10 protein-coding genes are annotated in these 13,182 nt (G+C 62.0%); 3 read left to right on the top strand and 7 right to left on the bottom strand.

Features of this window, described 5'->3' with window-relative positions; genetic code table 11:
- Positions 1–27: 27 nt before the first annotated feature.
- From BMY73_RS01005 to ppnN, 4 genes are all read right to left on the bottom strand, one after another.
- Positions 28–474 carry a type III secretion system chaperone gene (locus BMY73_RS01005; protein WP_092404366.1) on the bottom strand — a complete coding sequence of 149 codons (447 nt, stop codon included), beginning with the start codon at positions 472–474 and terminating at the stop codon, positions 28–30.
- Between the two features lie 48 nt (positions 475–522).
- Positions 523–5,298, bottom strand: a complete 4,776-nt coding sequence (locus tag BMY73_RS01000; RefSeq protein ID WP_175500108.1) for an AvrE-family type 3 secretion system effector — start codon at positions 5,296–5,298, stop codon at positions 523–525.
- Positions 5,299–5,379: 81 nt separating this feature from the next.
- Positions 5,380–5,973: a GNAT family N-acetyltransferase gene (locus BMY73_RS00995; protein WP_092404362.1), complete on the bottom strand. Its 594-nt coding sequence runs from the start codon at positions 5,971–5,973 to the stop codon at positions 5,380–5,382.
- Between the two features lie 136 nt (positions 5,974–6,109).
- Positions 6,110–7,483, bottom strand: coding sequence for a nucleotide 5'-monophosphate nucleosidase PpnN (gene ppnN, locus BMY73_RS00990; RefSeq protein ID WP_092404360.1), 1,374 nt, complete (start codon positions 7,481–7,483; stop codon positions 6,110–6,112).
- A 373-nt stretch (positions 7,484–7,856) separates the two neighbouring features.
- Between ppnN and BMY73_RS00985 the strand changes: the two genes are divergently transcribed.
- Both BMY73_RS00985 and BMY73_RS00980 read left to right on the top strand, forming a co-directional pair.
- Positions 7,857–8,384 (top strand): sterol desaturase family protein, encoded by a 528-nt coding sequence (locus BMY73_RS00985; RefSeq protein ID WP_062381349.1) that lies wholly within the window; start codon positions 7,857–7,859, stop codon positions 8,382–8,384.
- Between the two features lie 150 nt (positions 8,385–8,534).
- Complete coding sequence (locus tag BMY73_RS00980; protein WP_256570763.1) at positions 8,535–9,254, top strand: dienelactone hydrolase family protein; 720 nt, start codon at positions 8,535–8,537, stop codon at positions 9,252–9,254.
- A 149-nt stretch (positions 9,255–9,403) separates the two neighbouring features.
- On the opposite strand, the gene sodC is transcribed toward BMY73_RS00980, so the two are convergent.
- Positions 9,404–9,922 carry a superoxide dismutase family protein gene (gene sodC / locus BMY73_RS00975; protein ID WP_062381353.1) on the bottom strand — a complete coding sequence of 173 codons (519 nt, stop codon included), beginning with the start codon at positions 9,920–9,922 and terminating at the stop codon, positions 9,404–9,406.
- Positions 9,923–10,037: 115 nt separating this feature from the next.
- Entirely contained in the window at positions 10,038–10,451 is a 414-nt protein-coding gene (locus tag BMY73_RS00970; protein ID WP_062381355.1) for a PaaI family thioesterase, read from the bottom strand.
- A gap of 496 nt (positions 10,452–10,947) precedes the next feature.
- On the opposite strand from BMY73_RS00970, the gene BMY73_RS00965 reads away from it, so the two are divergent.
- Positions 10,948–12,468, top strand: coding sequence for a xylulokinase (locus BMY73_RS00965; protein ID WP_092404358.1), 1,521 nt, complete (start codon positions 10,948–10,950; stop codon positions 12,466–12,468).
- Here the strand turns inward: BMY73_RS00965 and BMY73_RS00960 are convergent.
- The gene (locus tag BMY73_RS00960; protein WP_092404355.1) at positions 12,455–13,174 is read right to left on the bottom strand and encodes an SDR family oxidoreductase; all 720 of its coding nucleotides are present in this window, start codon (positions 13,172–13,174) and stop codon (positions 12,455–12,457) included. The two genes, BMY73_RS00965 and BMY73_RS00960, sit on opposite strands and share 14 nt — an antisense overlap.
- Between the last annotated feature and the right edge of the window lie 8 nt (positions 13,175–13,182).

The following is a 13,182-nucleotide window of genomic DNA, read 5'->3' as shown; positions in this document are numbered from 1 at the left end:
TGCGGGATACCCTCGAAAACCTCCGCTTCAGCCGCTCATGGCGGGAGCCGATCTTGCCGGGCGAGGTCCAGATTGGGTCGGTGTTGCAGGCCCGAAGAGAGGGTTCCTCAACAGGGCCGGGATGTCCCTGGCCTGTTGCACAAAACCCTGCACCCAGTGCACGAAGCTGATTTCGTTCAGCGCGTCCAGAGGGGCATGCGCACAGAGGCGCACATCCGAGCGTTCGTCGAGGGCCATCCAGCAACCGTGCATCGCGTCCGTGTTGAAGTTCAGGCGTAGCAACCGCTCGTGCAGCCCGGCGTCCACGCCCAGTGACAGCTTGCAGTGAAGAACCGCGACGTCACCTGACATCGGGATTTCGATGATAGCCACCTCGCGGTCACCTTCGAACAGTGCGCAGACGCCGTTTTCCAGTTGCAAAGGACTGCCTAACTGTCTGCCCAGCGCGTCAATCAGTGCGTTTGCCGTTGCCATGTGGGGCTCCTCTGACGGTAAGTGAATGATTCAAGGGGTTCTCTGGGTTCAGCTCGGCCTGTAGCCGCCGTTGCTATCGCTTGCCATTTCGCGTGCGGGCTGAGGGTCGTGCTGATCGGCCTGCTCACCGTCCAGGCTGAATGCCTTTGGCCGGGTCTGATCCAGCCCGTATTCGAACGTGACCTCGCCGCGCAGGCGCTCGATGCTTAGGTTGCTGCCGCTCTTGAAGCTGACGTAGGGCAGCGCTACGCCCAGCGCATCGTCTTTGGCGGCGGAACGAAAGATCGAGATGCTCTTGATGCGCAGGTTGTCTTTATCGGCCAGCATGGCCTTGAGCGCTTCGTCGGTGAGGTTTCCGGCCAGCGCCCGGTCCTCGATGCGTTGTTTGATCTCGTCTTTGACTTCCAGTTTGAGTTCGGCGCGTGTCGTGCCCTTGGTGCTTTTCAATTCGTCGAGCAGGCCTTTGAGCTGCGCGTCGGCACTCATCAGCGCGTGAATGTGTTCGGCGTTTCCGGCGTTGACGTCCAGACCGAGCAGTTTCTTGGTCCAGTCGATACCGCGCTTGCTCATGGCGACCTGATCGATGCGGTTGACGTTGTTGTGCTTGACCACCATGTCCATCAGGGACATCAGACTGGAGCCTTGCCGGGCCGCAGTGTTCTGGCGGTCCAGCTGCCGCAGGCTGGTCAGCGCTGCGTACTGCGCATCATTTTTTGCCGGGCCGATGCCCAGGTATTTAGCCTTCAGGTGCTGCAGGGTCTGCTCAGCGGATTTACCTGAATCCGACGGGTTTTTTGTCATTTCGGGAAAGGCTTTCTCCAGCGTCTGGCCCAGACTTTTCACGTCGTTGTCCTGAACCGGCAGGGCGTGCTTGAAGCGCACGTCGTAGGATTTTCCCGTTTTGTTGTCGAACGACAGGCTCGCGGTCACGCCCAAGGGAGCGCCGCCCGCGATGAACAGGTTGTCGGGGCGCGAGCTGAAGACCGTGCTGAACATCCGCGCATACACCGACACCGAGCCCTTTTCGAGAAACCGCGCTCGGTTGCTGCTGTAAATATCGGTAGTCAGCCCGTCGCTGCCGCGTCCTTCGGTTCGTTCGCGCTCGGCACTGAGCAGCGACAGACTGGCCAGCAGGCCCGCACCGAAGCGCATGAAACCGGCAACGGGTTCGGCGTCGGTCTGGCCATAGTTGGTGCGTGACTCCAGGTTCAGCCCCAGATCCAGATCGAAGGTGTGCTTGCTACCGGTCCGCACCTCCTTTTCCACGCCACGGTCCATCAGCGCCATGGGCTTGAGACCGGCATCGTCGGGGCGCTTGCTGGTGTGCAGCGGCGTCTGCATCAGGTCGCCAATGAAATCTTCCAGCTCGTCGTCACGGATAAAGAAGCTCAGTGCCGTGTTGTCGGTGTACTTGTGTTTGGCGTCAAGGCTGCCGCCGAACCAACCGGCGTTGGACTGAATGTTCTTGTGACTGTCGCCGGGTGTGTTTTTGGTGTCGGAAATACCGCCACCAAAGCCAAAACTCGCAGTGCCGCTGATCGCACCCTCGCGGCTGAGCGCCACCTTCAGGCCCCGGTCGAAGCGGGTGAAGGTCAAGCCATAGGTTCGCTCCGGGTCGATACTGCCGCGAAAGCCCAGAAACGCCTGGCCTTCGGGGCCCGAGACACCGCCGGTGATGCCGCCCCCGTAGTTGCGGTTGAGTTTTAGACTCTCCCGGGGTTCGAGGTCGCGCAGGGCATTGGTCAGGTTGCCGACCAGTTCCTGAGGGTTGCTCTCCAGTCCCTGAAGCACATTGCGTTTGACCGGGTGGTTGTCCTTGCGCATGTACTTGAGCAGGCTTTTGGTCGCGTCGTAGCTGGCCTCCAGTGCAGCGTGATTGCGGAACCCGGCATCGGTGTAGCGTTTGACCGAGTTGCCTTCGTAGACGTCGTTGTGCAAAGTCGCCAGATTTTTTGCGAACGTGTCCAGATCCTGGCGCCCCGGCTTCTTCGCTTCCCGGGTCAGCCCGTCCAACTGAGCACTGAGATCGCTCAGGACCTTGACGTCCAGTGCCAGTCGCGCCCGCAGCAGCGCCTGATCGTCACCCCGTTTGCGCGATGAATCGAGGGCGGTCTGTGGGTTGCGGTGTTCCAGGGTGAAGTGCTTGTCCTGCAGCGAGGCAAGCAACTGGCCCAGCGGATGCGCATCGTCGATCCCGCTGTGGCGAGCGACCTGGGCAATGTCGGCAAGCATATCGTCGGCGCGCGGTTTGCCCTGGAATTGAGGGTTGATCGCCCCGTTTTTCAGCAGCGCGTTCTGACCCTGCGCCAATTCGCGCAAGGTGCGCTGCATATCCTCGACCACGCCTTTCTGGAACCAGTCGAACAGCTCGGTCAATTCATTCAGTTTTACCGACTGCGGCGAGGCCGGTAGCTCTCTGAGCGCGTCGATGCGGGCCGATAGTGTCGCTGAGCCGGGATTCATCACGGCTTCGGAAGCTTTCAGCGTCAACGCTTGAAGCACGTCTCGCTCATCGGTGTAGATCGGCCTGAGGCCTTCGCGTCCCTTCCACGCATGCTGAATGCTGTCGGCGGGAACCTTGATGGCGCCGGTTGGTGAGACGTGTGCGGTGACGTAGTTCTGGGTCAGGGTGTTGGGCGCGAATTGTTGCGCTTTGATCGTTTCGACGTTGCCGCGTCCCAGCACGTTGAAGCTGGTCTTGAGGTTGCCGCGCCGAGTGAAGGCCGGTTCGCCAGCGACCAGTTGATCATAGTGACGGTGCGCCTGGCGGGTCGGTCCAGCTTTTGACTGAGCCGTGCTCCAGGTGCCGTCTTGCGCCCTGACGAATTCGCCCTGGTCAGTGCTGGCCAACAGACGACCGTCGGAAGCAGGCCGTATATCCTCAAGTCGGGCGCCCGCCGCAGGGCCGGTCAACGTGATGGCTTCCCAGGGATGCTCGCCCTGGATCGCCTTCGGATCGGTACTCTGACCAGGCAGACGGAAGAGCACGTCATCGCGCAGCGCGTACCAGTCCTTGCCGCCGCTGCTGATCGCCTGGACAGGTCCTGTCCCTGGCGGCAAGGGCAGCGTTGCCCGTTCGCCGTTCTGGTCGTGCAGGCGTAGTTTTCCACCACTTAAGGTCATGTATTTCTGGTCGTTCTGTACGGCGACCTGGTCCACCTGCAAATGCTCGGCGCCCCGCATGACGGTGCCTTTGGCTTCGGTGCCGCGCCCCGGCAACGCCAGGTCGACACCTGAGCCCATGCCGTGAGCGCTGGCCTGAGGCGCGACTTTGAGCTGCTTGAGCTTGCTGTCTTTGTCGATCAGGTAAGCGAACCCGTCTTGCCCGCGTTGCAGTCCCTTGATGCTCTTCTCGCTGGTTTTTTTCCAGACCTCGGTGCGCGGGTCCTGGACCAGCAGGTCGTCGCCGTGCCGCGCAATGTTGCCGCGGGCGAGGTGGATCTGCTGGTGAGGCAGGGGGTTGAGCGCGGGCAGTCCGTTCTGGCGGTCCATGATCAGCGGTGCCATCTGCCAGCCCGGGCGGAAATCCCGGCTTGCGTTGTCCCATGACGCGCTGTGTTCGACGCCTTTCTGATCTTTCACCCGGGCATGCAGACCACCCTGTTCGTCGTTGAACAGGTCGCTGATCGAATAATTGCCATACGCTGCAGTCAGGTTGGCCGAGGACAGGGCCACGCTCAGTTTCAGCGGCAGGCCGATCACCGGCGGGCGTGGCACCAAGGCGCCCGCCGGGGCGTCAGGGTCCAGCGACGGCATGAGGTCGTGGTCGCGCAGGTGGGCTTGAAGCAGTTTTCCAGAGGCGCTGGTGGCGAACAGCGTGTCTGCGACAATCGCAACGGCGTTGGGTACGAAGGCCTCATCGTTGCGCGTCCCGGTAGGCGGGGTGAGTGCTTGCACATCGTGCAGCCCTTCGCCAAACGCATTGAGGCGTTCAACCGTAAGGTTTTTGAGCGGGTCTTCAGACAACGCCACCAGCTCCCCCTCGGGAGTACTGGCCAGCGACAGCACCTTGTGGGTGAAGGGCAGGGGAGTGTCTGGATGGTCCAATGATCGTACTTTGCCGTCATCGCCCAGCCCATACACCTTACCGTCGCCCGTGCTGTGCAGGCTTTTCAGCCCGGAAATGGCAGCGTGTGTCGTCCACTTGCCGTTCTCCAGCGCGTACAGCGTGCCTTCATGGAGGCGCCAGGCCTTGTTGTTTTCGTCGACATGAACGCCAGTGATCTGCGCACGATGGGCGTTGTCCGGAAGTGGGACATTGGACGCATTGTTGGGCCGGTTTTCGCTGCTTTTGAACACTGACACGGCCCGTCCGCTGGCGTGGGCGTGAACCAGTCGGTGCTCGGCATCGACCATGAGGTACTCGGTTTTTTCGTCGTTGCGGTTGAGCTCGGCCACGCCCTGATAGTACTGGCCGGGTTTGTTGAGAATGCTGTCCAGCAGTTTTTCCGTGCGATTGAGGTGTTCACCTGTGCCGAAGATCAGTTGCTGATGTTTTGCGGCATTGCTCAGGGCAATGTTCAGCCGGGGACCCATTTCGATGGCTTCTGGCGTCGACGCGCGAGTCCCGACCGGTGGCGTTGGCGACAGTGACGGCGTCGCTGAACGTGTGCTGCGCGGTATCGACGACGCATCGCCCTGTTTTGCCTTGAAAAGGCCTGTGGCCAGGTGACGCCCTTTACTGATCGTCGATTGACTGAACGTAGCGACCCGCGCGAGCACGCCTTTGCGTTGCCGGGGGCCATCAACGGACTCGGCAGAACCGCCGGGCGATACGTGACTGGCGCGTAAGGCCGGATTGAGGGGGTGCGGGGTTAAAGCCATGCTGACGCCGTCCATGCAGTAGAGACCGTATGGGCTGAGTGGCGTCAGGCGCAGAAGCGGTTCCGGTGAACCGGGTGAAAATCAGTCGGCTTTGCCGGGTGGCTGGCGGCGAGGGCGGGACACCACCGATTCGATGTTCTTGCGTCCGATCAGCAGCGGGCTCTTGGCCTTGCGCGAGGCGGGCATGTCCGCCAGCCATTTGTACATCACCAGGCAATCGACCAGACCGTGCCGGGCGTGGCGATAGGCGCGAGGCAGTCGCCCGACGGTTTCGAAACCCAGCTTGTGCCACAGCGCCACCGCGACGTCGTTGGTCGAGACCACGGAATTGAACTGCATGGCAGAAAAGCCGTTGTCCACCGCCAGTTGCTGGGAGTGTTCGCACATCAGCCGGGCAACACCGCGTCCCCGTGATGCCGGGGTGACCATGTAGCCGCAGTTGGACACGTGACTCCCCGGCCCGGCGGCATTGGCCTTGAGGTAATAGCTGCCGAGCAGCACACCGTCCTCCTCGGCGATCAGGGTGTGCAGCGGGTACTCGAGCCACAGGTGCAAGGCTTGCTCATAGCTCAGGTCGGGATCGTAGGCGTAGGTTTCCTGTGCCTGAATCACGGCCTGGAAAGTGGGCCAGAAACGCTCGAAGTCTTCGGCGGTCATGGGGCGCAGTTGAATCATGAGGGTTCCGTCAGTTTGCGAAAATCCAACTGTAGGAGCCGGCCTGCTGGCGAATGCGGTCAGCCATTCAACATCGGTCTGGTCCGACGCATTCGCGAGCAAGCTCGCTTCCACAGGGGCGGGGTTGAAGCGGCCGTTACGACACGACTCGATAACACGGCACATACGCCGCGCCGCCCGGCAGTTTCATCCGGTGCTGTTCAACGAAGGATTGAAGCAGCTTGTCCAGCGGCTTCATGACCTCAGCATCGCCATGGATCTCGTAGGGGCCATTCTCTTCGATCAGACGGATGCCCTTGTCTTTGACGTTGCCCGCGACAATACCGGAGAACGCCCGACGCAGATTCGCCGCCAGTTCGTGTGGCGGCAGAGCGCGACTGAGCTGCAGGCTGGACATGTTGGCGTGGGTCGGGTCGAACGGGCGCTGGAAGCTTTCTTCGATCTTCAGCAGCCAGTTGAAGTGGAATGCGTCGGCGCGCTCGCGGCGGAACAGACGCACCTCTTTCAGGCCCTCGGTCATCTGACGAGCGACTTCGGCCGGATCGTCGATGATGATCTGGTAGTGCTTGTGCGCTTCTTCGCCCAGCGTGGCGCTGACGAACGCGTGCAACTGCTCCAGATACGGCGCGGTGCTCTTCGGCCCGGTCAGGATCACCGGGAACGGCAGCCCTTGGTTGTCCGGGTGCATCAGGATGCCCAGCAGGTAGAGAAACTCTTCAGCGGTACCCGCGCCGCCCGGGAAGATGATGATGCCGTGGCCGACGCGGACGAAGGCTTCCAGACGCTTTTCGATGTCCGGCAGGATCACCAGTTCATTGACGATCGGGTTCGGCGCTTCGGCGGCGATGATGCCCGGCTCGGTCAGTCCCAGATAACGCCCGCCATTGATACGCTGCTTGGCGTGGGCAATGGTCGCGCCCTTCATCGGGCCTTTCATCACACCCGGGCCGCAGCCGGTGCAGATGTCCAGTTTGCGCAGGCCCAGTTCGTGGCCGACTTTCTTGGTGTATTTGTACTCTTCGGTGTTGATCGAGTGACCACCCCAGCACACCACCATCTTTGGCTCGACGCCGGGACGCAGGGTACGGGCGTTGCGCAGCAGGTGGAACACGTAATCGGTAATGCCCTGCGAGGTGCTGAGGTCGATGCGCTGGCTGTCCAGTTCGCTCTCGGTGTAGACGATGTCGCGCAGGGCGCTGAACAGCATTTCGCGGGTACTGGCGATCATTTCGCCGTCGACGAAGGCGTCGGCTGGGGCGTTCAGCAGCTCCAGGCGGACGCCACGGTCCTGCTGATGAATGCGGACTTCGAAATCCTTGTAGGCCTCGAGAATGGTTTTGGCATTGTCGACATGGGCGCCGGTGTTGAGGATGGCCAGGGCGCACTGGCGGAAGAGGTTGTAGATGCTGCCTGACCCGGCGGCGCTGAGTTGCTGGACTTCGCGTTGCGACAGCGTCTCCAGGCTACCTTTTGGACTGACTGAAGCGTTGATTACATGTCTTGGAGCCATTCTGAATTCCTTGAAAGCGATGCCGGCGACCCATTGTCGGTCGCGAGCATTGGTACAGTGAACGAAACAACCGTTCACCCATGGGGGCCATTTTTTACATCGGTCGGTCAGGAAAGCAAACGTTGTAAGTGAAATCTTCGTGTCGACCTCACCGCAGGTCCTGTGGGAGGGAGCGTGCTCGCGGATGCATTCTGCCAGTCGGCACCGATGTCACTGTGCAACCGCCTTCGTGAGTGAACTCGATCCCGGTGCCGGATGTGCGTTCGATGCCACCCGTTCGGTCACCGGTTTTTTGATTTTCAGCGCCGCCCCGGTATGCTGCACATCGACGTCAAGACACCCGCGGCATCCTCGACACCATGCGTTCAACCTCATGATCCTCAACGTTGCGATTTTCCTCATCACCCTGATCGTCATGGAGGGTGTCGGCTTTCTTGCGCACAAATACGTCATGCATGGCTGGGGCTGGTTTCTGCACCGCTCGCACCATGAAGAGCATCTGGGGGCGTTCGAAACCAACGATGTCTATCTCCTGGCACTGGGTCTGGTCGCGGTGGGTCTGATCGTGCTGGGCAACAGTGGCTTCGACCCGCTGCAATGGGTGGGGGCGGGGGTGGCCGCCTTTGGCCTGATCTACGTGCTGGTCCACGATGGCATCGTTCACCGTCACTGGCCGGTGCGTCCCCAACCGCGCAATCGCTACCTCAAACGCCTGTATCACGCGCACTTGATGCACCACGCAGTCAAAGGGCGGCGCAACAGCGTGTCGTTCGGCTTTCTCTACGCGCCCTCGCTGCCAACCTTGAAAAAACAGCTGCGTGCCATGCGCGAAGCGGAGCGGGCGGCGTCCCGGGCCGATCTGTGCCGGCCCCCTGTGACGTCCGATCTGCAAAACGGCTGACTGCGCTCCACCCCTCACTTGATGCTAAGTTTGAGGCCTGAGTGTTCATCACCTCAGGCAACAGGCACGTGACGTAGAACACATGACGCTGGCGGCCTGTTGATCTGCAGGCCGCCGTCCAGACGCTTTCCTTCACATCGGGAGATCAATGTGACTCAACCAGCGAAACAGCCAGCAGGCACAATCATCAGCTACAAACGCCCGGACGGTAAGGACGTCAGCGGATACCTCGCGAGTCCGGCAAAGACCGAGGGCGCGCCAGCCATTGTGGTGATTCAGGAGTGGTGGGGCCTCAACGATCAGATTCGCGGCGTGGCCGACCGCCTGGCGGCGGCGGGTTACCTGGCGTTGGTGCCTGACCTGTATCGAGGCGAAATGACGGTGGAGGAAGAGGAAGCGCATCACCTGATGAGCAAACTCGATTTCGCCGATGCGGCGTCGCAGGACATTCGCGGTGCTGTGCAATACCTCAAAGGCCGCGCCCGAAACGTGGGTGTCACCGGTTTTTGCATGGGCGGGGCACTGACCCTACTGGCACTGAACTTCATTCCTGAACTGTCGGCTGGCGTGGTCTTCTACGGCATGCCGCCGTTGGAATACCTCGACCCCAAGGCTATCAAAGTGCCAGTCCAGGCGCACTGGGGCACACAAGATGAGTTCTTCCCGGCGGAAAACGTCGACAAACTGGAAGAAAAACTCAGTGAGGGCGGGGTGGACATCGAGTTCCATCGCTACCTGGCGCACCACGCGTTTGCCAACGAAGAAGCCGTTGGTTACGGACGGATCGCGGGCACGCAGTACGACCCGGTCTGGGCGCAACTGGCGTGGGACCGCACCCTCACGTTCTTCGGACGCACGCTCTGGAGCTGATGCTCGGGTACAGGGGCAAAACGCCTTAATGCAGGAAGCGAGACGCGCGACGGGGCGTGTCAGGCCCCATGCCCGGGCCGGCCGCTCGCGCGCTTCGCTTACTTCAACACGGATCGGCCAGCGTGCTCAGACACGCCGACCGCTGGCGATCAGATCACCCCGCACGCGACACGGTCGCCACCACCGCCCAGCGGCATGGGCATGTCGGCGTGGTTATCGCCGCCCGCATGAATCATCAACGCGTGGCCCTTGATGTCCGAGATTTTTTTCAATCGCGGCGCCAGCACCGGATAGGAGGCGGTGCCGTCGGCGTTGACATAGACCGCGGGCAAGTCGCCCAAGTGGCCTTCGCCATACGGACCGAGGTGTTTGCCGGTCTTTTTCGGGTCAAAATGCCCCCCAGCCGCCAGTGCCGCGCCTTTCTTGCCGTCTTTGGTGCCGGCATCACAACTGCCGTTCTCATGCACATGGAAACCGTGAATGCCCGCCGGCAACGAACTCAGTTTGGGTGTGAAGACCAACCCGTAGGCGGTTTCGCTAATGGTGACCTGACCGATGGGTTGCGGCGCGCCGTCGGCGCTGACCAGGTTCATGGGGACATCGAGTGTGGCCGCCTGGGCACCCAGAGAAAGCGAGCCGAGAAGACCGAGCCAGAGATAACGTTTCATAAGCGTTCCATCGAAGGGATGAGGGTTCGACGTTCAGACGGGCTGAACGGCCCGCAGCGTTCGGGGCTGCCTGGGGTTTGAGTGCTCGGTTGGCAGGAGGTTCGCGCAGTGTCGCTCAGCGCAGGTGCTGCGGCGGGATGGCATAGGTGCCGACGACATGGGCCACTGCGTCCGGCACCCCTTCGGAATACAGCGACACTTCGCCGATGGCCAGCGTTTTGCCGACTTTCATCAACTGGCATTCACCAATGATGCGTCGACCCGCTTCGGGTTTGCGCAGAAAATTGATGGTGAGGCTCGTGGTGACGGCCAACGGTACGATGCCGATGACGCCCAGCACCGCGACGTACAGCGCCACATCGGCAACGGCCATCAGTGTCGGCCCGGACACCGTGCCGCCAGGGCGCAGGTCCGCATGGTCAACGACCTGAGAGATCGTCGCCCGCTGATCACCCACCGCCTCGATGACGATCCGGGTCTGCGGAAACTCCCGGGCGATGAACGCCGAAATCTCTTCCTTGCTCGCCATCGTGTGCTCCTGTGCTGTGCGAGCGATAAGACTCGATGAGCGGCGACCCGCTTGTCAATGTGCTGTTGGAGCTGGTTGGTCCTGCGACACCACTACAGTCCCTGTGGCCAGCTTGCTGGCGATGCGCTGGGTCAGCAACATCAACAGTGACCGATCCACCGCATTCGCGGCCCTCGTAACCTCGGACGGCTCCTACAGGGTCTGGGTTGGCTCATAAACCGGTGTCCAGGCCGTGGACCTGTGGGAGTGAGCTTGCTCTGGGCGGCATTCCGACGAAGTAGCTGGGTCAGCAACATCAACAGTGACTGATCCACCGCGTTCGCGGCCCTCGTAACCTCGGACGGCTCCTACAGAGTTCGGGTTGGCTCACAAACCAGTGTCCAGAGCGCTGATCTGCGCAGGCCGAGAGGACAATGCCACCCTTCCTCAGCTAGTCTTGCCCTTCGATTCGGCAGTTCCCACGGACGTTGGCAGACGGTGATGGAGCAGGGCGCGCATGCAGAAGCTGGTAATCGGTATCGATCTGAGTACGACCACGTGCAAGGCTATTGCCTGGGATGCGCGGGGCATGCTGGTGGCGCAGGCGCGCGCGCCACTGGCGTTGTCCCGACCGGCGCCCAATGCCTATGAGCAGGACCCTGAAGACTGGTGGCGCGCTACGCAAGGTGCGCTGAAGTCGCTGCTGCCACTGATCGAGGGCAAAGTGGTTGCTGCCGTCTGCGTGGTCAATCAGCGGGAAACGGTGGCTGTCACAGACGCTGAGGACCGGTTGCTGCGGCCGGCGATTCTCTGGCTCGACGAACGCCGTAAGGAGGAAGTGGCCGCGCTCTGCCAGCGCGTCGGTCATGAACGGCTGCACGCCATCACCGGCAAACCCCACGACTGGGCGCCCGCCATTTACAGCCTGGCGTGGATGGCGGATGCCGAACCTGAGCGATTCAGGCAGATTCGCCATGTCTACGAGCCTCACGCCTGGCTGGTGCGCAAGCTGACAGGCGAGTTCCTCACCAGTTGGGCCAGTGCAGATCCGTTCGGCGCGTTCGATATTCATCAGCACGCATGGGCTGAGGACGTGCTCAAGGCGCTGCCCATCCCGCTCAGCACCGCGTGTTTCCCCAGTGCCATTGCCCCCGGCACCGTGCTGGGCACGGTCAATGAGCAGGCGCTGGCGCTGACCGGGCTTGCTGCGGGTACGCCAGTGGTCGCGGGCGGAGGAGACGGGCAGGCGGGCGGGTTGGGCATTGGCGTGGTCAGCGCCGGAACCGCCTACCTGAATCTGGGCACAGCGATCGTCTCGGGGGTTTACGCCGACGCGCCGAAGGTGGACGAAGCCTTCCGTACGATGTGCGCCATCGACCGCCATGGCTATGTGCTGGAAACGTCGCTGCGCTCCGGCACCTTGCTGATCAACAGCCTGTTGCGGCAGTTTTTCGAGATCGATGTGGTGGCCCAGCCCGACAGTCTGATTCGTCTGGAAATCGAAGCCTCGCGCGTCGCGCCTGGCAGCGCAGGTCTGATCCTGCTGCCGTACTGGAACGGCGTGATGAATCCCTATTGGGATCAGGACGCACGCGGGTGCCTGTTGGGGTTGTCGCCGGATCATGGGCGGGCGGAAATCTACCGGGCGGTGCTCGAAGGCATCGCCCTTGAGCAAGCCGTTGCCACGCAACGCATGGTTCAGGCCACGGGCGAGCCGGTGAATACGTTCGTGGCCATTGGCGGCGGGGCGGCCAGTCGTCTGTGGTGTCAGATCATTGCCGACATCACCGACCGCCCGGTGGTCCGTGCCGCGACGCAGGAGGCCTCCAGCCTGGGTGCAGGCATTGCGGCGGCAGTGGGTGCCGGTTGGTACGAGGATTTCGCCAGCGCGGCGCAGGTCATGACTCAGGACGGCGAAACCTTCTTGCCGAATCCGGCCCTGCGCGAATTCCACCAGGAACTGCTGGCGCTTTACAGCGAGTTGTATCCGAGGCTGCGAGACCTGTACCCGCGACTGGCCAGGCTCAACCGGCGCTGAAACCGCCATCGACCGTCAGCGTCACGCCATTGATCATCCCGGCATCGTCGCTGAGCAGGAAGGCGATGGTCGAGGCGATTTCGCTGGGTTGCACGAAACGTCCCAACGGAATGCGCGCGAGCATTGACGCAGCCTTGATTGGGTCGCTCCAGGCTTTGTCAGCCATCGGTGTCAGCGTCACCACCGGGTTGACGCTGTTGACCCGGATGGCGTGCGGCCCCAGCTCCACGGCCATGACCCGGGTCATCGCGTCCAACGCGGCTTTCGAGGCGCAATACGCCACATGATCGGGAGTGCCCACGGCGGCAGCGAGACTGGATACGTTGACGATGGCGCCCGGCGCTCCGCGCTTGATCAGGTCGCGGGCGACCACCTGTGACACCACCATCGGTGCGCGGGTGTTGACCGCCATCAAGTGATCGAACGTCGCCACTGACGTGTCGAGAAAAGACGCCAGTTCTACGACGCCTGCGCAGTTGACCAGCAGGTCGATCGGCAGCACCGACGTGACGGCGGCCTGGGTCGCCGCGACATCCGCCAGGTCCACCACCAGGGTGTGTTCGCAGTAGGACAGGTCGGCGGCGTTGCGTCCCGATGCAATGACCTCGGCGCCGCAGCGCGCCAGCCATTGCACGGTCTCACGTCCGATGCCTTTGCCAGCGCCGGTTACCAGAATGCGTTTGCCGCTGAAATCGTGAGTGGCCATGGCCGCTG

It is taken from the genome of Pseudomonas sp. NFACC02 (genome assembly GCF_900110765.1).
Taxonomy (GTDB): Bacteria; Pseudomonadota; Gammaproteobacteria; order Pseudomonadales; family Pseudomonadaceae; genus Aquipseudomonas.
Note: the sequence above shows the minus strand (reverse complement) of the source record. Positions and strands in the feature narration are given on the sequence as shown.

Coding starts and splice junctions, on each gene's coding strand:
- BMY73_RS01005 (WP_092404366.1), bottom strand. CDS start 474: ATGGCAACGGCAAACGCACTGATTGACGCGCTGGGCAGACAGTTAGGC.
- BMY73_RS01000 (WP_175500108.1), bottom strand. CDS start 5,298: ATGGCTTTAACCCCGCACCCCCTCAATCCGGCCTTACGCGCCAGTCAC.
- BMY73_RS00995 (WP_092404362.1), bottom strand. CDS start 5,973: ATGATTCAACTGCGCCCCATGACCGCCGAAGACTTCGAGCGTTTCTGG.
- ppnN (WP_092404360.1), bottom strand. CDS start 7,483: ATGGCTCCAAGACATGTAATCAACGCTTCAGTCAGTCCAAAAGGTAGC.
- BMY73_RS00985 (WP_062381349.1), top strand. CDS start 7,857: ATGATCCTCAACGTTGCGATTTTCCTCATCACCCTGATCGTCATGGAG.
- sodC (WP_062381353.1), bottom strand. CDS start 9,922: ATGAAACGTTATCTCTGGCTCGGTCTTCTCGGCTCGCTTTCTCTGGGT.
- BMY73_RS00970 (WP_062381355.1), bottom strand. CDS start 10,451: ATGGCGAGCAAGGAAGAGATTTCGGCGTTCATCGCCCGGGAGTTTCCG.
- BMY73_RS00965 (WP_092404358.1), top strand. CDS start 10,948: ATGCAGAAGCTGGTAATCGGTATCGATCTGAGTACGACCACGTGCAAG.
- BMY73_RS00960 (WP_092404355.1), bottom strand. CDS start 13,174: ATGGCCACTCACGATTTCAGCGGCAAACGCATTCTGGTAACCGGCGCT.